Annotated in this window: 15 protein-coding genes; 6 read left to right on the top strand and 9 right to left on the bottom strand. The window is 72.6% G+C overall.

Features of this window, described 5'->3' with window-relative positions:
- The 3 genes from OFY01_RS19685 to OFY01_RS19695 form a co-directional block, all read left to right on the top strand.
- Positions 1–658: LysR family substrate-binding domain-containing protein (locus OFY01_RS19685; RefSeq protein ID WP_266601706.1), on the top strand; the 658-nt coding region annotated here is incomplete at its 5' end.
- A gap of 149 nt (positions 659–807) precedes the next feature.
- Positions 808–2,778 carry a collagenase gene (locus OFY01_RS19690; RefSeq protein ID WP_266601708.1) on the top strand — a complete coding sequence of 657 codons (1,971 nt, stop codon included), beginning with the start codon at positions 808–810 and terminating at the stop codon, positions 2,776–2,778.
- The gene (locus OFY01_RS19695) at positions 2,775–3,326 is read left to right on the top strand and encodes a hypothetical protein (protein WP_266601710.1); all 552 of its coding nucleotides are present in this window, start codon (positions 2,775–2,777) and stop codon (positions 3,324–3,326) included. Before OFY01_RS19690 ends, OFY01_RS19695 begins: the two co-directional genes overlap by 4 nt.
- Positions 3,327–3,369: 43 nt before the next feature.
- On the opposite strand, the gene OFY01_RS19700 is transcribed toward OFY01_RS19695, so the two are convergent.
- Positions 3,370–3,801: a RidA family protein gene (locus tag OFY01_RS19700; protein WP_266601776.1), complete on the bottom strand. Its 432-nt coding sequence runs from the start codon at positions 3,799–3,801 to the stop codon at positions 3,370–3,372.
- A gap of 5 nt (positions 3,802–3,806) precedes the next feature.
- Positions 3,807–4,976, bottom strand: a complete 1,170-nt coding sequence (locus OFY01_RS19705) for an acyl-CoA dehydrogenase family protein (RefSeq protein WP_266601712.1) — start codon at positions 4,974–4,976, stop codon at positions 3,807–3,809.
- Positions 4,977–5,172: 196 nt separating this feature from the next.
- On the opposite strand from OFY01_RS19705, the gene OFY01_RS19710 reads away from it, so the two are divergent.
- Together OFY01_RS19710 and OFY01_RS19715 are read left to right on the top strand one after the other, a co-directional pair.
- The gene (locus tag OFY01_RS19710) at positions 5,173–6,813 is read left to right on the top strand and encodes an AMP-binding protein (RefSeq protein WP_323135535.1); all 1,641 of its coding nucleotides are present in this window, start codon (positions 5,173–5,175) and stop codon (positions 6,811–6,813) included.
- Between the two features lie 4 nt (positions 6,814–6,817).
- Positions 6,818–7,672 carry a PaaX family transcriptional regulator gene (locus tag OFY01_RS19715; protein WP_266601716.1) on the top strand — a complete coding sequence of 285 codons (855 nt, stop codon included), beginning with the start codon at positions 6,818–6,820 and terminating at the stop codon, positions 7,670–7,672.
- Between the two features lie 337 nt (positions 7,673–8,009).
- On the opposite strand, the gene OFY01_RS19725 is transcribed toward OFY01_RS19715, so the two are convergent.
- Both OFY01_RS19725 and OFY01_RS19730 read right to left on the bottom strand, forming a co-directional pair.
- Positions 8,010–10,361: a bifunctional salicylyl-CoA 5-hydroxylase/oxidoreductase gene (locus OFY01_RS19725; protein ID WP_266601718.1), complete on the bottom strand. Its 2,352-nt coding sequence runs from the start codon at positions 10,359–10,361 to the stop codon at positions 8,010–8,012.
- A gap of 5 nt (positions 10,362–10,366) precedes the next feature.
- Positions 10,367–11,197: an enoyl-CoA hydratase family protein gene (locus OFY01_RS19730; RefSeq protein WP_266601720.1), complete on the bottom strand. Its 831-nt coding sequence runs from the start codon at positions 11,195–11,197 to the stop codon at positions 10,367–10,369.
- 242 nt (positions 11,198–11,439) lie between these two features.
- Between OFY01_RS19730 and OFY01_RS19735 the strand changes: the two genes are divergently transcribed.
- A complete protein-coding gene (locus OFY01_RS19735; RefSeq protein WP_266601722.1) occupies positions 11,440–11,892 on the top strand; it encodes an ATP-binding protein in 453 nt (150 codons plus the stop codon).
- Here OFY01_RS19735 and OFY01_RS19740 read toward each other — a convergent pair.
- From OFY01_RS19740 to OFY01_RS19760, 5 genes are all read right to left on the bottom strand, one after another.
- Positions 11,846–13,390, bottom strand: coding sequence for an amino acid permease (locus tag OFY01_RS19740; RefSeq protein WP_266601778.1), 1,545 nt, complete (start codon positions 13,388–13,390; stop codon positions 11,846–11,848). The two genes, OFY01_RS19735 and OFY01_RS19740, sit on opposite strands and share 47 nt — an antisense overlap.
- Before the next feature lie 121 nt (positions 13,391–13,511).
- Positions 13,512–14,528 (bottom strand): ornithine carbamoyltransferase, encoded by a 1,017-nt coding sequence (gene argF / locus OFY01_RS19745; protein ID WP_266601724.1) that lies wholly within the window; start codon positions 14,526–14,528, stop codon positions 13,512–13,514.
- A 160-nt stretch (positions 14,529–14,688) separates the two neighbouring features.
- Complete coding sequence (locus OFY01_RS19750) at positions 14,689–15,924, bottom strand: arginine deiminase (RefSeq protein ID WP_266601726.1); 1,236 nt, start codon at positions 15,922–15,924, stop codon at positions 14,689–14,691.
- A gap of 233 nt (positions 15,925–16,157) precedes the next feature.
- A complete protein-coding gene (locus OFY01_RS19755) occupies positions 16,158–18,767 on the bottom strand; it encodes a polynucleotide kinase-phosphatase (protein ID WP_266601728.1) in 2,610 nt (869 codons plus the stop codon).
- A complete protein-coding gene (locus OFY01_RS19760; RefSeq protein ID WP_266601730.1) occupies positions 18,764–20,224 on the bottom strand; it encodes a 3' terminal RNA ribose 2'-O-methyltransferase Hen1 in 1,461 nt (486 codons plus the stop codon). The genes OFY01_RS19755 and OFY01_RS19760 overlap by 4 nt, the downstream gene beginning before the upstream one ends.
- Positions 20,225–20,308 lie beyond the last annotated feature (84 nt).

Below are 20,308 nucleotides of genomic sequence, written 5' to 3' on the forward strand. Positions count from 1 at the left end.
ACCGCCGCGCCGTCTCCGTCTCGCCGTCACCAACTCGCCCGTGCTCCCCGGGCTGCTCAGCCGCCTGCGGGAGCGCCGACCGGGCATCGCGCCGACCGTGACCAGCGTCTACGCGTCCTCCGACAGCGTGGAGCTGCTGGAGAAGGGCGCGGTGGACGCCGCGATCGCGGCCGACTATCCGGGGCTCGAACTGCGCCACTCGGCCGCCGTGACGCACCGCGGCTTCGCCACGGAGCCGTCGTTCGTCGCCCTGCCGGCCACCCACCGGCTGTGCCGGGCACGGGACGTCGCCCTCGCCGATCTCGTGGACGACGCGTGGTTCCTCACCCCGGACGACGGCGCCGGCTGGCCCGGCGTGTTCTACGCGGCGTGCGAGGCCGCGGGGTTCGCTCCGGCCACCGTGCACGAATTCCTCGGCGACTCACTGCAGTTGCAGGCGATGATCGCGCAGGGGCTCGGCGTCTCGGTGGTGCAGGCGACGCTCAGGCCCGCTCCCGGGGTCGTCGTCAAGCCGCTCTCCGGGGCGCCTTTGTGGTGCCGTTACGTGCTGGCCTGGCGCGGCGACGCCGTCAGCGACGCGCAGGCGGACACGCTGGTGGCGTGCGCGTCGGCGTCCTACCGCGCGCTCGCCGCACGGTCCGCGCACCTGCGGGCGTGAGCGACGGCTCCGTCGGTCTTCCACGGGTGTTATGACCCGCGCCGCCAAGTGCTATGTCACATGGCATTGTCCGTGCCATGGGGCGCTGCCAGAGTGCCGCTCGCGCCTCAGTTCGATCCCCGGGGCGCGACCGCCACGAAGGAGCATGGATGCGCCTCCGTTTCACTCTTCCCCGATGGGTCACGGGCGGCCTCGCCGCCTGCGTGACCGTGGGCGGCCTCCTGGCCGCCCCCGCGGCAGCCGCGCCTCACGCGTCTTCCGCGCCGCCGTCCACCGTCCGGCCGACGGCCGCGGCATCCCTGGCCACCCCCCGCCCCACGGCCCAGTCCCCCACCCTGACCGGCGCCGACGAGCGGCCCGCCGTGCGGCGCAGACCGGTCGGCGCCGCCCGCCTCGCGCCCCAGCGCACCCAGACTCCGGACACCGTCGGCGAACACCCGCGCACCCCGGCCCGCAAGGCCGCTGCCTGCGACGCGGCGGCCTTCGCCGGCCGCACCGGCACCGATCTGGTCGCGTACGTCAGAGCCGCACCGATCGGCTGCGTCAACACCCTGTTCGACGTGACGGGCCGCACCGCCCACGACATCTTCCGCGAGGGCCAGATGGTCAGCGTGGCCGACGCCTTCGCCGCCTCGGCGGCGTCGTACCACGGCGACGACTCGACCGGCATCTGGCAGCTCGTCCTGTTCCTGCGCGCCGGGTACTACGTGCAGTCCTACCACCAGTCAGACGTGGGCGCCTACGGCCCCCGGCTGGCCGCGGCCACCCGCTCGGGACTCGACGCCTTCTTCGGCAACTCCCGTTCGGGCGATGTGAGTTCAGCCAACGGCGACGTGCTCGGCGAGGTTGTCGTGCTGACCGACAGCGCCGGGGAACAGGGCCGCTACCTGGACGCGTACGAGCGCATCCTCATCGACTACGACAGCTCCTACGACGCGGTCCCGAGCATGGTCGCCGCCGTCAACGACGTCTACACCCCGCTGTGGCGCGGCAACTGGAACCCCGAGTACGTCAGCGCCGTCACCGACGACCCGAGCATCATCTACACCCTGCACTTCTTCGCCTTCGCCCATCTGGGCCTGCTGGGCACCGGCAACAGCGTCCTGGACTCCAACGCCGGGATGATCGAGGCCCGTTACCTCGAGCACCCGGCCCTGCGCGGCCAAGTGCGCCCCCTCGTCGAGCAGCTGCTCCACTTCTCCCGCGTCACCGGCCCGACCGCCCGGCTGTGGGTCGCGGTGGCGACCCAGGCCGCCACGTACGACAAGGACCACTGCTCCGCGTACGGCGTCTGCCACCTGCCCGCCAGGCTCGCCGCCGCGGCCCTGCCCCGCACCCACTCCTGCGACGCGCACCACACCATCCGGGCACAGGCGCTGAGCGCGCGGGAGATGGAGGCGGCCTGTGCCAGCGTGCTGGGGCAGGACGCGTACTTCCGGCGCCTCGTCGGCAGCGGCGGCCCGATACCGGGACAGTACGAGTCGAGCATCGAGTTCGCCGTGTTCGCCAGCAGGGCCGACTACCAGACCTACGCCGGGGCCATCTTCGGCATCGACACGGACAACGGCGGCATGACCCTCATCGGTGACCCGGCCGACCCCGGCAACAAGCCTCTGTCGGTGATGTACCAGAAGGACCACGACGACGGCTTCCCCGCCCGGATCTGGAACCTCAACCACGAGTACACGCACTACCTCGACGCCCGCTACGACATGAAGGGCGACTTCGGCAAGCAGACGTCCGTCCCGGACGTGTGGTGGATCGAGGGCGTCGCGGAGTACGTCTCGTACGGCTACCGAGGGATCACCGACGACGAGGCGGTCGCCGAGGCCGCGAAGCACACGTACAAGCTCAGCACGCTGTTCGGGAACACGTACGCCAACAGCGACGTCACCCGCACCTACCCGTGGGGCTATCTCGCGGTGCGCTACATGATGGAGCGGCACCCCGCCGACGTGGCCGCCATGCTGGCCCGCTTCCGCGTCGGCGACTACCAGGGCGGCCATGCCGTCTACGCGACCCGGATCGGCACCCGCTACGACGCCGACTTCGACGCGTGGCTCAGCGCCCGCGGGTCCGGCGCCCAGGGGGTCGACCGGCCGGCACTTCACCGTCGATGACGGTGGCTGTCGGCGGTGCCGCGCACCGTCGACAGCGCCCGTCGGCAGTCGTGGCCCGTGGTGACCTCGGCCGTACCGGACGCCACCGGCACCGCGTTCGACATCCGCGCGCTGGAAGAGGTCGCGTCAGCCGTGCGAGGGAAACGGCTCGGTCGCGAACTTTCGCCGACACGCTGTGCGCGAAGGTCGCCACGACCGCCGGGCCCGCCTCGGCGACCGCCACTGCCGGGGTCGAGAAGGCGAGCATCGGGCTGCGGGGGCTGCCCGTCATCGGGGTCTGCGGCGGCACGGCCACGTCGGAGAGCACCTGCACCGCCCGGTCCGGCGACGTCGGCCTGACGTTCACCGTCGCCGGCCGGCGCGTCGACGTCGGTGACACGCCCGACCTCGACGTCGGCCTCGGCGTCGTCGGCGCCGAGCTCGTCGTCAACGAGCAGGTCGAGAACGGTGGCGACCTCACCGTCGACGCCGTGCACCTGACCGCGCCAGGGGGCATCGACATCGTCATCGCCTCCGCGACCAGCGCGGCGCACAACTGCACGGCCTGACCCGCGAGGCCGGGTAGAGGCGTCCCCTTGCCCGGGGGCGCCTCTACGTTCCGTCCGGCAGCACCGCCACCCCGTCGACCTCGACCATCGCCTGCTCGTCCCAGAGCCTGGCCACGCCGATGACCGCCATGGCCGGGTACTCGCGCCCGGCCAACCGACGCCAGATTCGGCCCAGTTCGGCGGCGTGCGCCCGGTAGTCCGCGACGTCCGTGGCGTAGACGGTGACGCGGGCGAGTCCCGACGGGGTGCCGCCCGCCGCGCGCAGGGCGGTCAGGAGGTTGCCGAGCGCGGCCTCGAACTGCTCGGGCAGCGTCGCGCCGACGACCTTGCCGTCCGGGTCGAGCGCGGTCTGCCCGGCGAGGAAGACGAGCCGGGAGCCGGTGACGGTGACGGCGTGCGAGAAGCCGGTGGGCGGGGAGAGCTGGGGCGGGTTGATCCGCTCGGCCGGGCTCGGGTCCGTGGCGCTCTGGTCCATCGGGTTCATGGGCGGGTCGCCTCTCCGTGGGACGCGTACAGCTCTCGGGCGATGATGGCGTACTGGACCTCGGTGGCGCCTTCGTAGATGCGGGGTGCGCGCACCTCCCGGTACAGGTGTTCCAGGAGGTGGCCGCGGCGCAGCGCCCGTGCCCCGTGCAGTTGGACGGCCGCGTCGACGACGTGCTGGGCGGTCTCGGTCGCCTGCAGTTTGGCCATGGCCGCACGGCGCGGCACGTCGCCGGAGTCCGGGGCCTCGTCGTACGCCGACGCGGCCGCGTGGACCATCAGGCGTGCGCTCTCGACGCGCAGCGCCATGTCGGCGACGGTGTGCCGTACGGTCTGGAGATCACTCAACGGGCCGCCGAACGCCTGGCGTTCGGCTGTGTGGGCGAGTGTCGCGTCGAGCGCGGCCTGCGCCATGCCGACGGCGAACGCGCCGACGCTCGGCCGGAAGAGGTTGAGCGTGCCCATCGCGACGCGGAAGCCCCGGTCCACCTCGCCCAGGACGTCGTCGGGTCCGACCGGCACGCCGTCGAAGGTGAGGGTGCCGATGGGGTGCGGGCTGAGCATGTCGAGGTGCTCGCCGGTCAGACCCGGACGGTCGGCGGGGACGAGGAAGGCGGTCACCCCGCGGGCGCCCGCGTCCGCGGCGGTGCGGGCGAAGACCGTGTAGAAGTCGGCCTCGGGGGCGTTGGAGATCCAGCGCTTCTCGCCGGTGAGCCGCCATCCGCCCGTGCCCTCGGCACCGCTTGCGCCGGGTTCGCGGTCCGGTTCCGCGCGCAGCGCGAGCGCCGCCGCGTCGGAGCCCGCCCCCGGCTCACTCAGCGCGAACGCGGCCACCGCCCGGCCCGCGCCGACCTCGGGCAGCCACCGAGCCCGCTGCTCGGGCGTGCCGTGCGCGTGCACCGGGTGCGCTCCGAGGCCCTGGAGGGCCAGTGCGGTCTCGGCCTCGGTGCAGCCGCGGGCGAGGGACTCGCGCATCAGACAGAGGTCGAGTGCGCCGGAGGTGAAGAGCCGGTCCAGGAGGCCGAGGCGGCCGAGCTCGGTGAGGAGCGGGCGGTTCACCCGGCCGGGCTCGCTCTTCTCGGCGAGCGGCGCCAGGCGGCGGGCGGCGTGGTCACGTAGTTCGGCACACCAGGCGAGCTGGTCGGGTTCGAGCGAGAATGTGCCCATATGCCGAAGCTCCTCTCCGGGTGGACGTCGCCGGTCCGGCGTCATCTCTCCGGGAACCGTATCGCGCTCTGTTGACTGTCGTCACCATCACGATACGCTCGATGGCGCCGCGGCTCGGGCCCGGTCCCCCCGGACAGGCCCGAACCGCAGCGACGGCATGCGAGCCAAGCCACCCACGCCGAGGGGGCGCCCGGCCATGAACCGACCGCTGAGTCCATCCGCCCACGTCGACACGTTCGCGCGCGACCACCTGCCGCCGACCGAACTGTGGCCGGGGCTCTCCTTCGACCTGCCGGAGCTGTGCTACCCGCAGCGACTCAACTGCGGGGCCGAGCTGCTCGACGCGACCGTGGAGCGGTACGGAGCCGACCGGCCCGCCTTCCACGCGCCCGGTGAACCGCCTTGGAGCTACGGCGAGTTGAAGGCGACCGTCGACCGGATCGCGCACGTCCTGACCGAGGACATGGGCGTGGTGCCGGGCAACCGGGTGCTGCTGCGCGGGCCTACCACACGCCGTCTGGCGGCGTGCTGGCTGGCGGTGATGAAGGCGGGCGGCGTCGCGGTGACGGTCCTGGCGCAGCAGCGGTCGGCCGAGTTGGCCACGATGTGCGAGATCGCACGGGTGCGGCACGCGCTGTGCGACGCGCGGTCGGCCGACGACCTCGCGAAGGCCCAGGTGCCGGGGCTTCGCACGGTCGTGTTCGGCGGGGACGGGCCCGATGACCTGCTGCGGCTCGCGGCGGACAGACCGGCGTCGTACGAGGCGGTGGAGACGGCAGCCGACGACGTGGCGCTGATCGCGTTCACCTCGGGCACGACCGGCCGTCCCAAGGGGTGCATGCACTTCCACCGGGACGTGCTGGCCATCGCGGACACGTTCGCCCGGCACGTCCTGCGGCCCACGCCCGACGACGTGTTCGCGGGCAGTCCGCCCCTGGGGTTCACGTTCGGGCTCGGCGGGCTCGTGATCTTCCCGCTGCGCGCGGGCGCGTCGGCGCTGCTGCTCGAACAGGCGGGCCCCGGAAGGCTGTTGCCCGCCATCGGGCAGCACCGCGTCTCGGTGCTGTTCACCGCGCCCACGGCGTACCGGGCAATGCTCACGGAACTGGCACGGGACACGTACGACGTCTCCTCGCTGCGCCGCTGCGTCTCCGCCGGGGAGAACCTGCCCGCCGCCACCTGGCAGGACTGGCACGAGGCGACGGGTCTGCGCGTCATCAACGGCATCGGCGCCACCGAACTGCTGCACATCTTCATCTCCGCCGCCGACGACGCGGTGCGTCCGGGCGCCACGGGGGTGCCGGTGCCGGGCTGGCAGGCACGGATCGTCGACGAGAGCGGCCGACACCTCCCCGACGGAGAGCCGGGGTTGCTGGCCGTCCGCGGGCCGGTCGGCTGCCGGTACCTCGCCGACGAGCGGCAGACCGTCTACGTACGCGACGGCTGGAACATCACCGGGGACACGTACGTCCGTGACGCCGACGGCTACTTCCGGTACGTGGCCCGCGCGGACGACATGATCATCTCCGCCGGGTACAACATCGCGGGCCCCGAGGTCGAGGAGGCGCTCCTGCGGCACCCCGACGTGACCGAGGCGGCCGTCGTCGGACGGCCCGACGCGGCGCGCGGACACATCGCCGTCGCGTACGTCGTGGTGCGCCCCGGCGCGCGGCCCGACGGCGACGCGCTGCGGGAGTTCGTCAAGGCGCAGCTCGTGCCGTACAAGTGTCCGCGCGAGATCGTCTTCCTTGACGCCCTGCCGCGCACCGCGACCGGCAAGCTCCAGCGGTTCCGGCTGCGGGAGCCTGGGGCACAGGGACCCGCCCCCGTAAAGTGATCACGTGCCCGACCAGCTCACACCACCGCCGCCCAGCGGCCCCCATGCGCACGCGCCGCGCTCCCTGATCGTCACGTTCTACGGGGCGTACGGGCGCGGCTTCCCGGGGCCCGTGCCGGTCGCCGAACTGGTCCGGCTGCTCGGTGCGGCCGGGGTCGACGCGCCGTCCGTGCGCTCGGCGGTCTCCCGGCTCAAGCGGCGCGGCCTGCTGCTGCCCGCGCGCACCGGGGCCGGGACCGCCGGGTACGCGCTCTCCGACGCCGCCCGCCAGCTCCTGGAGGACGGCGACCGGCGCGTCTACGGCGCCCGGGACAGCGGCGGCGGATGGGTGCTCGCCGTGTTCTCCGTGCCGGAGCCGGAGCGCGCCAAGCGGCACGTGCTGCGCTCGACGCTGGCCGGGCTCGGCTTCGGCACGGCCGCGCCCGGCGTATGGCTGGCGCCCGCCCGCCTGTACGAGGAGGCGCGGCACACCCTGGAACGGATCGGCTGCGCGGAGTACGTCGACCTGTTCCGCGGCGAGCACCTGGGCTTCGCGGCGACGGCCGACGCGGTGGCCCGCTGGTGGGACCTGCCCGCCCTGGCCGGGCAGCACGAGGCGTTCCTCGCCGAGCACGGGCCGGTGCTCGACGCGTGGGGGCGGCGCGCCGACACCCCGCCGCGGGACGCCTACCGCGACTATCTGCTCGCCCTCGACTCGTGGCGCCATCTCCCCTACGCCGACCCGGGACTGCCCGCCGCGCTGCTGCCGGACGGCTGGCCGGGGGTGCGTTCGGCGGCCGTGTTCCGGGCACTCGACGAGCGGCTGCGGGCGGCCGGGGAGCGGTTCGTCAACGGCGACCGAGAGGCCCCGGCCGGGTGACTCCCGCCGCATGAGAGGGCGCCGAGGAAACCTCGGGGCTGAAGGCGCGCAGAACTCGCCGACCAGCTGGACTCCGTCTCGCGGGCCGGGGGCACCGGATCCGGCACTGCTGGCGGACGGGGCGGCGGGCCGAGCGCGAGCAGGACTTCACGATCGACGTCGCCTACCGCCACTTCCCGACACCCTGGCCTCGCGTCATCCTCGCGCACACGCCGGGCACGTGCGGGCGCGGAACATGGTCACGGGCGCCGCGCTGCCGTGAGTGCCGCATGTGGTGCTCGCCGTGCGCGGTCCCCCGCGATCAGCCACCGCGCACCCGCGCCGGGGGGCGCCGGCGTCAACCCGGCAGGGAGAGCCGCGGCTTGGGGGCGTCGAGGCGTCCGGTCCGGGGGCGCCTCGAACCGGCACGGTAGGGCTGCGGCCACACCGCCCCGGGCCCCGAATAGCCCTGCTCGGCCGCCGCGTGCAACGTCCAGTGCGGGTCGTACAGATGCGGCCGCGCCAACGCGCACAGGTCCGTACGGCCCGCCAGGATGAGTGAGTTGACGTCGTCCCACGACGAGATCGCCCCGACCGAGATCACCGGGACGCCGGCCTCGGCCCGGATACGGTCCGCGTACGGCACCTGGTAGGAGCGGCCGTACGCGGGCTGCTCGTCGGCGACGACCTGACCGGTCGACACGTCGATCGCGTCGGCGCCGTGCGCGGCGAAGGCGCGCGCCATGGCGACGGCGTCCGCGCCGCTCGTGCCGCCGTCGGCCCAGTCCGTCGCCGAGATGCGGACGGTCATCGGCCGGTCGTCGGGCCACACCGCGCGCACCGCGTCGAAGACCTCCAGCGGGAACCTCATCCGGGCTTCGAGCGAACCGCCGTACGCGTCCGTCCTCCGGTTGGTCAGGGGCGAGAGGAAACCGGACAGCAAGTAGCCGTGCGCGCAGTGCAGTTCGAGCAGGTCGAAGCCCGCGCCCGCCGCCCGCCACGCAGCGGCGGAGAACTGCTCCCGGATCTCCGCCAGGTCGTCCGTGGTCAGCTCACGGGGCAGCTGGTTGGCCGGTTTGTAGCGGAGCGCGGACGCCGCGACGAGCGGCCAGTTGTCGGCGGGCTCCGGCAGCGGCTGATCGATGCCCTCCCACATCAGGCGTGTCGACCCTTTGCGCCCCGAGTGGCCGAGCTGCACGCCGATCGCCGTGCCGGGCGCGCTGGTGTGCGCGAACTCGACGACGCGGCGCCAGGCGGCGGCCTGCTCGGGTGTGTAGAGGCCCGCGCAGCCGGGGGTGATCCGGCCTTCCGGGCTGACGCAGACCATCTCGGTCATGACCAGGCCCGCCCCGCCGAGCGCCCGCGCCCCCAGGTGGACGAGGTGGAAGTCGCCGGGCACCCCGTCCACCGCCGAGTACATGTCCATGGGCGAGACGACGACCCGGTTGCGCAGGGTGAGGCCGCCGAGACGGAAGGGCGTGAACATCGGCGGCGTACCCTCCGGGCAGCCGAACTCGCGCTCCACCGCCTCCGTGAAGGCGGCATCCCGCATGCGCAGGTTGTCGTGGGTGACGCGGCGGCTGCGGGTGAGCAGGTTGAACGCGAACTGCCGGGGCGGCTGGTCGAGGTGGCGGGCCAGGTCCTCGAACCACTCCAGGCTGGCGCGTGCCGCGCGCTGGGTGGAGGCGACGACGGGCCGCCGCTCGGCTTCGTACGCGTGCAGCGCCGCGCCCGTCGTGGGCTGTTCGTGCAGGCACGCGGCCAGGGCGAGGGCGTCCTCGACGGCGAGCTTGGTGCCGGAGCCGATGGAGAAGTGCGCGGTGTGCGCAGCGTCGCCGATGAGCACGCAATTGCCGTGGGACCAGCGGTCGTTGACGACCGTGCGGAAGGTCAGCCAGGAGGAGTTGTTGGAGCGCAGGGTGCGGCCGCCGAGGGCGTCGCCGAACACCTTGGCGCACTGTTCGATCGACTCGCGGACGTCCGGCCCGTCGAAGCCGGCCGCCCGCCAGACCTCCTCGCGCATCTCGACGATGACGGTCGACTCGTGGTCGCTGAACGGGTAGCCGTGCAGCTGCATCACGCCGTGCTCGGTCTCGGCGATCTCGAAGCGGAAGGCGTCGAACGCGAAGTCGGCGGCGAGCCAGATGTAGCGGTTGCGGTGTTCCTCGATGTGCGGGCGGAACGCGTCGGCGTACGCCTCGCGGGTGCGGCTGTGCACGCCGTCGGCGGCGATCACCAGGTCGTGAGTGGCGCGCAGCTCGGCCACGGGCGGCGCCTCGGTGCGAAAACGCAGGTCGACGCCGAGGGCACGGCAGCGGCCGTGCAGTATGTCGAGCAGACGCCGTCGGCCGAGGGCGGCGAAGCCGTGGCCGCCGGAGGTCTGGCAGGTGCCGCGGTGGACGATGTCGATGTCGTCCCAGCGCACGAACTCGTCGCGCAGCGCGGCGTAGACGACGGGGTCGGCGTGTTCGATGCCGCCGAGCGTCTCGTCGGAGAGGACGACGCCGAAGCCGAACGTGTCGTGCGGGGCGTTGCGCTCCCACACGGTGATCGCGCGGGACGGGTCCAGGCGCTTGAGCAGCGCCGCCGCGTAGAGGCCGCCTGGGCCGCCGCCGATGACGGCGATCGCGCGGGCCGTGGACCTGGATGCGGATTCGGATGCGGGCGAGGGCGTCGGTGCGGGGGTGGGCGCGGGCGCGGCTGAGGCCATCGGGGTCACTTCCCCTGCCACTTGGGCGGGCGCTTCTCGGTGAACGCCGCGTGGAACTCGGCGTAGTCCTGGCCGTTCATGAGCAGCGCCTGCGTGGCCGCGTCCATCTCGACGGACGCGGCCAGGGGCATGTCGAGCTCGGCGGTGAGCAGCGCCTTGGTCTGGGCGTGGGCGAGGGCGGGGCCTTCGGCGAGGCGGCGGGCGAGGGCGAGCGCGGCCTCGTCGGCCTTGCCCTCCTCGGTGAGCTCGCTGAGCAGGCCGATGCGCTCGGCCTCCGGCGCGCGTACCGCCTCGCCGAGCATGAGCAGCCGGGTGGCGTGACCGAGGCCGACGACCCGCGGCAGCAGGTAGGCGGCGCCCATGTCGCCGCCGGAGAGTCCGACCTTGGTGAACAGGAACGCGAAGCGGGCGCTGGGGTCGGCGACGCGGAAGTCGGCGGCGAGCGCGAGCACGGCGCCCGCCCCGGCCGCGACCCCGTGCACGGCGGCGATCACCGGGAAGGGTGCCTCGCGCACGGCCCGTACGACCTGCCCGGTCATGCGGTTGAAGTCGAGCAGTTGCGCCGTGTCCATCGCGAGGGTGGCGCCGATGATCTCGTCGACGTCGCCGCCGGAGCAGAAGCCGCGGCCGCGGCCCGCAAGGACGAGGGCGCGCACGGCCTTCTCGCGGGACAGCTCGGCGAGCAGGTCACGCAGGTCGGCGTAGGCGTCGAAGGTGAGGGCGTTGAGCTTGTCGGGCCGATCGAGCGCGACGGTGGCGACGCCGTGCTCGTCCTCGGTGTACGTGAAGTGATGCCAGGTCGTGGTGCGGGGGGCGGAGCCGGTGAAGGGACTCATGCGCGTGCCTCCGGCGGGTAGCTGACGCGTCGACGGTATCACCGGATCGTGACTGCCGTCACGAGTACGCGATATAGGGTCCTACGTCCTGCGCCCCACCGCCGGGAGCCTCTAGCGGGACACGCCGTACCATTCATACGGTTGAACGCAGGACAGTCACTCCCCAGCCATCTCCCCGTCACCCTCTCGCCGCGCCGCCCCCACCGGATCGGGTGCGTCGAGCCGCTCTTCCAGGACCTGCCTTGCCCACTCCGCCCACACCCACCTCGTGGCGCATAGCGCTGCCCCACACGGCCGCGGCCGTGCCGGTCGCGCGCGCTCTCGTGCGCAGCGCGCTGGCCGAGATCGACTCGCCCGCCACCGATTCGGACACCGCCGAGCTGCTCACGGCGGAGCTGGTGGCGAACGCCGTCGAGCACACCACGGGGGACACCCCGATCGAGCTGGTCGTGGAGCTCTTCGAGACCGGCTGCCAGGTCGAGGTGCACGACCCGGACCCGGCTCCGCCGGCCGAGCTGACCGTGCCCTGGGACACGGTGGAGGCCGCACCGGACCCGTGGCAGGAGCACGGCCGCGGCCTGCTGCTGATCCGCACGCTCAGTGCGTCGTGCGGGCACCGCCCCACCGGCTCCGGCAAGGCGGTCTGGTTCACCCTTCCCGCGGTGCCGGCGCAGCGGCCGCCGTCGGAGGCGTAGGGCCGCTGACGGGCCGCGGTTCAGCGGCGGCAGCGCCGAGCCGCGAGTGGCGGCGGCCGTAGAGCGCGTAGACGAGGGCGCCGACGGCGAGGAACGCCGCGAACTGCACCCAGGTCGTCCAGCCCGTGCCCCAGATCAGGTAGAGGCACATCGCCACGCCGAGGACGGGGCTCAGCGGGTAGAGCGGCACCCGGAACGACCGCTTGAGGTCGGGCCGCCGGCGGCGCAGCGCGACGACCGCGACGTTGACGGCGATCATGATCGCCAGGGTGCCGATGGTCGTCAGGTCGACGACGACGCCGAGCGACGCGAACGCGGCCGGGACCGCGAAGACGGCCGCCACGATCCAGGTGCCCGCGACCGGCGTCGACGTACGCGGCGACACCCGTTCGAAGACCCGCGGGATCAGGCCGTCGCGCGACATCGACAGCAGGATCCGCGTCTGCCCGTACATCACCGCCAGCACGACGGAGGCGATGGCCACGACGGCGCCGAAGGCGATGATGCCGCCGCCGACGGTGGAGTGGGTGACCTTGTCGACGACGAGCGAGAGCGCGGCGGGCTTGTTCCCGACGGCGTCCGCGCCGAGCGCTCCGATCGCGCCGAGGGCGACGGAGCAGTACAGCAGGGTGACGAGCCCGATGCAGATCATGATCGCGAGCGGGATGTTCCGCCGCGGGTTCTTGACCTCCTCTCCGGCCGTGGTGATCGCGTCGAAGCCGATGTACGAGAAGAAGGCGAGTGAGGCGCCCGACGTGATGCCGCCGATGCCGTCCTTCATGAACGGCGCGAGGTTGCCGTCCTTGAACGCGCTGAACCCGATGGCGCAGAACGCGATGAGGATGCCGATCTTCAGCACGGCCATGGCGGCGGTGGCCCGCGCACTCTCCCGGACGCCGCGCACGAGCAGCGCGGCGGCCATCAGCATCACGATCACGGCGGGAAGGTTGATCACGCCGCCGTCGCCGGGCCCGGCGGACAGGGCGGTCGGCAGCTGGTGGCCGACGAGACTCTGGAGGAGTTCGTCGACGTACTGGCTCCAGCCGACGGCGACCGCGGAGACGGAGACGCCGTACTCCAGGAGCAGGCACCAGCCGACGAGGAAGGCGACGCGCTCGCCGAGGGCCGCGTAGGCGAACGAGTACGAGGAACCGGAGACCGGAATCGCGCCGCCCAGCTCGGCGAAGGAGAACGCCGTGAAGACGCAGGTGACCGCGGCCAGCACGAACGAGACGAGCACGGCGGGCCCGGACGCGGCGACCGTGTCGGACAGGCCGACGAAGATGCCGGTGCCGACGATGGCGCCGACGCCGAAGCACACGAGCTGGAAGAGGCCCATGGTGCGCTGGAGACCGTGGCCCTCCAGATCGGTGCCGGACTCGGCGAGGAGGGCTTCGGGGGACTTGACGCGCGGACCGGCGGGCGCGACCGGGCGTACCGGGGCGGTCGAGGCCGTCGGGGTGGTCGAGGCCGTCGGAGTCGTCGGGGTCGGCGACATGGGGGTGGTGCTCATTTCTGGTGGTGCGGGCGCGGCGGGGTGTGCCGCGGACGGGCGGGGCCGGGGAGGGTGTTCCGGTCCCACCGGTGAACGGGGTGGAGCGGTGGTGGCAGGGGGCCGCCTACGGTCGGCCGAGGGTGGCGACCATCACGGCCTTGATGGTGTGCAGGCGGTTCTCGGCCTCGTCGAAGACGACGGAGCGCTCCGACTCGAAGACCTCGTCGGTGACCTCCAGGGATTCCAGGCCGTACTTGGCGTGGATCTCCCGGCCGACCTTGGTGCCCAGGTCGTGGAAGGCGGGCAGGCAGTGCAGGAACCTCACGTCCGCGTTGCCGGTCGCGCGCAGCACGTCCGTCGTCACCGCGTACGGGGTGAGGGCCTTGATCCGCTCGTCCCACACCTCCTCGGGCTCACCCATGGAGACCCATACGTCGGTGACGACGAAGTCGGCGCCCGCGACGCCGTCGGTGACGGACTCCGTGAGCGTGATGCGCGCCCCGCTCGCCGCGGCCAGCTCGCGGGCCTTCGCGACGACGGCCTCGGCGGGCCAGTACGCCTTGGGCGCCACGATCCGCACGTCCATGCCGAGCAGGGCGCCGGTGACGAGGTAGGAGTTGCCCATGTTGAACCGGGCGTCGCCCAGGTAGGCGAAGACGATCTCGTCGAGCGGCTTGGCGCTGTGCTCGGTCATCGTGAGCACGTCGGCGAGCATCTGAGTGGGGTGCCAGTCGTCGGTGAGGCCGTTGTACACGGGCACACCCGCGTGGGCGGCGAGCGTCTCGACGGTCTCCTGGGCGTCGCCCCGGAACTCGATGGCGTCGAACATCCTGCCGAGGACGCGAGCGGTGTCCTTGCTCGACTCCTTCTTGCCGATGTGGGAGCCGGACGGGTCGATGTACGTCGTCGAGGCGCCCTGGTCGGCGGCGGCGACCTCGAACGCGCACCGGGTCCGCGTCGACGCCTTCTCGAAGATCAGGGCGATGTTCCGGCCGCGCAGGTACTGCGTCTCGGTCCCGGCCTTCTTCGCCGCCTTGAGCTCGGCGGCCAGGTCGACCAGAGCACGGAACTCCTCGGCGGTGAAGTCCAGCTCCTTGAGGAAGTGACGGCCGGCGAGGCCGGGACGCTGGGCGGTCGCCATGGGGACTCCTGAGGACGGCGGCGGAACAAGGGAATGCTGGAAGTCTATACGATAGAAGGCATTCTTATACAGCGAGGTGGTGTGGGACCGGCCACGATCCGCAGGCCGTGGGAGACAGTCACGGACACTGCGAGAACCCGTCAGGCGCCGCGGGAACCCGTCACCGCGTCGCCGCGACCGGATCGCGCTCCACCGGGCAGCTCATGCAGCGCGGTCCGCCCCGGCCACGGCCGAGTTCGCTGCCGGGAATCTCGATCACCTCGATCCCCTGCTTGCGCAGGAACGTGTTGGTGGTGGCGTTCCGTTCGTACGCCACCACCACGCCCGGCTCGACCGCCAGCACGTTGCACCCGTCGTCCCACTGCTCGCGCTCGGCCGCGTGCACGTCCTGCGTCGCGGTCAGCACCCGGATCTCGCTCAGCCCGAGCGCGGCGGCGATGGCCCGGTGCATGTGCTCCGGCGGGTGGTCGGTCACCTTCAGCTCCTGGTCGCCCGCCCCCGGTTCGATCGTGTACGAGCGCAGCATGCCGAGCCCCGCGTACTGGGTGAACGTGTCCGCGTCGATCATCGTCATCACCGTGTCGAGGTGCATGAACGCCCGCCGCTTGGGCATGTCGAGGGCCACGATGGTGCGGGCCGAGCCCGCGGCGAACAGCTTGTGCGCGAGCATCTCCACGGCCTGCGGCGTGGTGCGCTCGCTCATTCCGATGAGCACGGCGCCCTGCCCGATCACCAGTACGTCCCCGCCCTCGATGGTCGACGGGTAGTCGGCCTGCCCCTCGGACCAGACGTTGAACCGCTCGTCACGGAAGAGCGGATGGTGGCGGTAGATCGCCTCGAAGTGAACGGTCTCGCGCTGCCGCGCGGGCAGGCGCATCGCGTTGATGGAGACGCCGTCGTAGATCCAGGCCGAGGTGTCCCGGGTGAACAGGTGGTTGGGCAGCGGGCCGAGCAGGAAGTCGTCGAGCTCCATGGCGTGGAAGCGGACGGAGACCGGTTCCGGGTGCGCGTCCAGGAACTCCCGCTTGGTCATGCCGCCGATGAGCGCCTCGGCCAGCTCCGGCGCGGGCAGCGTCTCGAAGGCGGCCCGCAGGTGGGACGTGGCCAGCGGCCCGTACTCCTTCTCGTCGAAGACCCGGTCGAGGACCAACGTGCGGGCCGCGCCCTCCTCCAGGGTCTCGGTGAGCAGATCACCGAAGAGGTGCACGGCGACCCCGCGGTCACGCAGCACGTCTGCGAACCCGTCGTGCTCCTGGCGCGCACGGCGCACCCACAGCACGTCGTCGAAGAGGAGCTGGTCCTTGTTGCTGGGCGTGAGCCGCTTCAGCTCCAGGTCCGGGCGGTGCAGTATGACGCGGCGCAGCCGCCCGGCCTCGGAGTCGACGTGGAATGCCATGGGGACATCCTTCCCTCTGCGGGGCGGCTATGCGCGGTCGCGTGTGCCATGTGCTTCTCGGCGGGCGGTGCGGTCGGTAGGGGTGGACCGGGCCCCCGCGGCGAAGCCGCACGCCTCAGGGGCCCGCCCACCGGGGGCGCGGGAACCACGCGGGCGACCCGTCCCGAACCCGCGGACGCCAGCCGAGAGCAAGCCCGCACACGCCACGGCGACCGGTCGGCCGAAACAGGACCTCACAGCCGGGGGTCGACCGGCTCCGACTCGAGCGCGAGCACCGCGAACACCGCCTCGTGGACCCGCCACAACGGCTCACCACCGGCCAGCCGGTCCAGCGCCTCCAGGCCCAGGCCGTACTCCCGAATCGCCAGGGAACGCTTGTGGCCGAGCGAACGGCGCCGCAGCACCTCCAGGTTCTCGGGGCGCGTGTACTCCGGCCCGTAGATGATCCGCAGGTACTCGCGGCCGCGGCACTTGATGCCGGGCTGCACCAGTCGGCTCTTCCCGTCGCCCTCCTGTCTCACCAGCGCCTCGACCGGCTTGACGACCATTCCCTCGCCGCCGCGCCCGGTCATCTCAAGCCACCAGTCGACCCCGGCCCGCACCGACTCCGCGTCCGCCGTTTCCACGTACAGGCGCCGGGTCGTCTGCAGCAGCCCGCTCCCGTCGTGCTCGACCATCCGGTCGATGAGCGACAGTTGCGTGTCGTGCGGCAGCGCCGCCAGCGAGCGGCCCCGCGCGGCAAGTATCTGGAACGGCGCGAGCCGCACCCCGTCGAGCCCGTCCGTGGTCCAGCAGTAGCGCCGGTACGCGTCGGTGAACGCGGCGGCGTCCTCGGCCCGGCCGCGCTGGCGCTCCCTCAGCTCCGCCACGTCCACGCCGCGCGCGGCCGCCGCGTCGAGCGCGGCGAGCGCTCCGGGGAACACGGCGCCGGACGCCGCCCCGACCGCGGCGTACTGCGAGCGCAGCAGTCCGGACGCCTTGAGCGACCACGGCATCAACTCCGCGTCGAGCAGCAGCCAGTCCGTTTCCAGCTGCTCCCACAGTCCCGCCGCGGTGACGGCGGCACGCACCCGGTCGAGCACCGCCTCGGTGCGGTCGCGGGCGTCGAAGAACGGGCGGCCGGTGCGTGTGTACAGCGCCCCGGTGACCTCCGGGTCCATCACCCCGAACCGCTCACGTGCCACGTCCGCGGTGCGGCACACGAGCACCACCGCCCGCGAGCCCATGTGCTTCTCCTCGCACACGACGCGCGCAACACCGTCGGCCGCGTACTGGGCGAAAGCCTCCGCGGGGTGCTCCAGGTACCCCTCCACCCGGGAGGTGGCGGTCGGTGCCATGGTGGGCGGCAGGTAGGGCACGAGGCGCGGGTCGACGGCGAAACGGCTCATCACCTCGAGGGCCGCCGCCGCGTTCTCCTCGCGCACGGAGACTCGGCCGGTGTGCCGGGTCTCCACGATCCGGCGGCCCTGTACGTCCCCGAGGTCGAGCGGTCTGCCCTCGTGTCCGCCGGGCGCCTCGGAGCCCAGCGGCTTGGCCGGCTCGTACCAGACCCGCTCGGCGGGCACGTCGACGAGCTCGCGCTCCGGCCAGCGCAGCGCCGTGAGCCTGCCGCCGAAGACGGCACCGGTGTCGAGGCAGATCGTGTTGTTGAGCCAGGTGGCCGTCGGTACCGGGGTGTGCCCGTACACCACCGCCGCCCGGCCGCGGTAGTCCTCTGCCCACGGGTAGCGCACAGGCAGCCCGAACTCGTCGGTCTCCCCCGTCGTGTCGCCGTACAGCGCGTGGGCGCGCACCCGGCCGGAGGTGCGGCCGTGGTACTTCTCCGGCAGCCCGGCGTGGCAGACGATCAGACGTCCACCGTCCAGGACGTAGTGGCTGACCAGCCCGTCGACGAACTCCCCGACCTGTGCCCGGAACTCCTCGCTCTCCTTGCTCAACTGTTCGACGGTCTCGGCCAGTCCATGGGTGAGCCGCACCGCCTTGCCCTTGAGGTGGCGGCCCAGTTTGTTCTCGTGGTTGCCGGGCACGCACAGCGCGGTGCCCGCCCGCACCATCGACATCACCCGGCGCAGCACGCCCGGTGTGTCGGGTCCGCGGTCGACGAGGTCGCCGACGAAGACGGCGGTACGTCCTTCGGGGTGCGCCCCGTCCACATATCCCAGCTTCCCGAGGAGTGTCTCCAGCTCGCTCGCACAGCCGTGGATGTCGCCGACGATGTCGAAGGGGCCGGTGAGGTGCGTCAGGTCGTTGAACCGCTTCTCACGCACGACACTCGCCCGGCCGACCTCGTCGGCACCGCGCAGCACGTGCACCTTGCGGAAGCCCTCGCGCTCCAGGTGCCGCAGGGAGCGGCGCAGCTCCCGGGTGTGCCGGGTGATGACGCGGCGCGGCATGCCGGCCCGGTCGGTGCGCTCGGCGTTGCGCGCGGCGCACACCTCCTCGGGTACGTCGAGCACGATGGCGATGGGCAGCACGTCGTGCGTGCGCGCCAGCTCGATCAGCTGTCTGCGGCCCTCCTTCTGGACGTTGGTCGCGTCGACGACGGTGAGGCGGCCCGCGGCGAGCCGCTTGCCCGCGATGTAGTGCAGCACGTCGAACGCGTCGCCGCTGGCGCTCTGGTCGTTCTCGTCGTCGGCGACCAGACCGCGGCAGAAGTCGCTGGAGATGATCTCGGTGGGCTTGAAGTGGGCGCGGGCGAAGGTCGACTTCCCCGAGCCGGAGGCCCCGATCAGTACGACGAGGGACAGGTCGGTGACGGGCAGCGCCCGCACGCCGCGGTCGGTGCCCGTGTCGGCGCCGGTGGTGGTCAAGGGAGTCGTGGCGGTTGCGGTGGTGTCTGTCATGCTGCCTTCGCCTCCTTCTGCTCAGTCGTCGTGAACACCGCCATCTGGGTGGGCGGTCCCACCTCGGGGTCGTCGGGTCCGATCGGCGCGAACCGCACGCCGTAGCCGTGGCGCGCGGCCACACGCTCGGCCCAGGCCCGGAACTCGTCCCGCGTCCACTCGAAGCGGTGGTCGCCGTGGCGCACGTGCCCGGCCGGCAGGGACTCCCAGCGGACGTTGTACTCCACGTTGGGCGTGGTCACGAGGACGGTGCGGGGCCGGGCGGAGCCGAACACGGCGTACTCCAGGGCCGGCAGGCGGTCCGGGTCGACATGTTCGACGACCTCGCTGAGCACGGCCGCGTCATATCCGGCAAGTCTCTTGTCGGTGTATGTGAGTGAGCCCTGGGTCAGTCGCACGCGGGCGGCCTGCCGCTCCCCCATGCGGTCGAGCCGGAGGCGCCGCGACGCGACGGTGAGCGCGCGCACGGAGACGTCGACGCCGACGATCTGCCGGAACCGGGCGTCCTTGAGCATTTCGTGCACCAGCTGTCCCTGTCCGCAGCCGAGGTCGAGCACGCGCTCGGCCCCGCTGTCCCGCAGCTCGGTGAGGATGGCCTCGCGTCGCTGGACGGCGAGCGGAACCGGTCTCTCCTCGGTGTCGCTGTTCTCGTCGACCGCGTTGTCGATCTCCTCGACGTCGCTGTCGTCGGCGTCGGCGAGCCGCACCAGTTCGAGGCGTTCCAGCGCCTCGCGCGTGAGCGACCGACGGCGTGCCAGATAGCGGCTCGTGATCAGCGTCTGCTCGGGATGTCCGGCCAGCCAGCCGTCGCCCGCGCGCAGCAGCTTGTCCACCTCGTCGGCCGAGACCCAGTAGTGCTTGGCGTCGTCGAGGACCGGCAGCAGCACGTACAGGTGGCGCAGCGCCTGCGCGAGTCTCGTCTCGCCGTCGAGGGCGAGCCGGACATACCGTGACGCGCCCCACTCGGGGAACTGCTCGTCCAGGGCGACAGGCTCGGCCGTGACCGCCCAGCCGAGCGGCTCGAACAGTCTGCGCACCAACTCGGGGCCGCCGCGCGCGGGCAGCACGGGCACCTCGATGCGCAGCGGCAGCGTCTGCTCGGCGCGCTCGGGCCGTGCCTTGCACACCCCGCGCAGCGCGCTGGAGAAGACTCGGCTCAGCGCGACGGCGAGCAGCGACGAGGCCGCGTAGGGCCGGTCGTTGACATAGTGGGCCAGCGCCGCGTCGCCCTTGCCGCCCCGCGCCCCGCTCCTGGAGCGGCGGACGACTGCGACCGGATCGATCTCCAGCAACAGCCCGGCCGTGCACCGCTGTTCGCTCGCCTCCGGGTAGAAGACGTGCGCAACGCCGTACGATGTCGTGAACGCCTGCGCGTTGTCGGGATGCTTGTGCAGCAGGAAGCCGAGGTCGGTCGCGGGGCGCTCGTGGGTGCCGGTGGTACTGATCTTCAGGAACACGTACACGAGTTTCCCCTGCGACCGCCGCGGTGACCAGCGAGTTTCCATGTGGGACGAGACCGCGATTCGGGGCGCGGTCGCCGC

The organism is Streptomyces beihaiensis (assembly GCF_026274175.1).
GTDB lineage: Bacteria > Actinomycetota > Actinomycetes > Streptomycetales > Streptomycetaceae > Streptomyces > Streptomyces beihaiensis.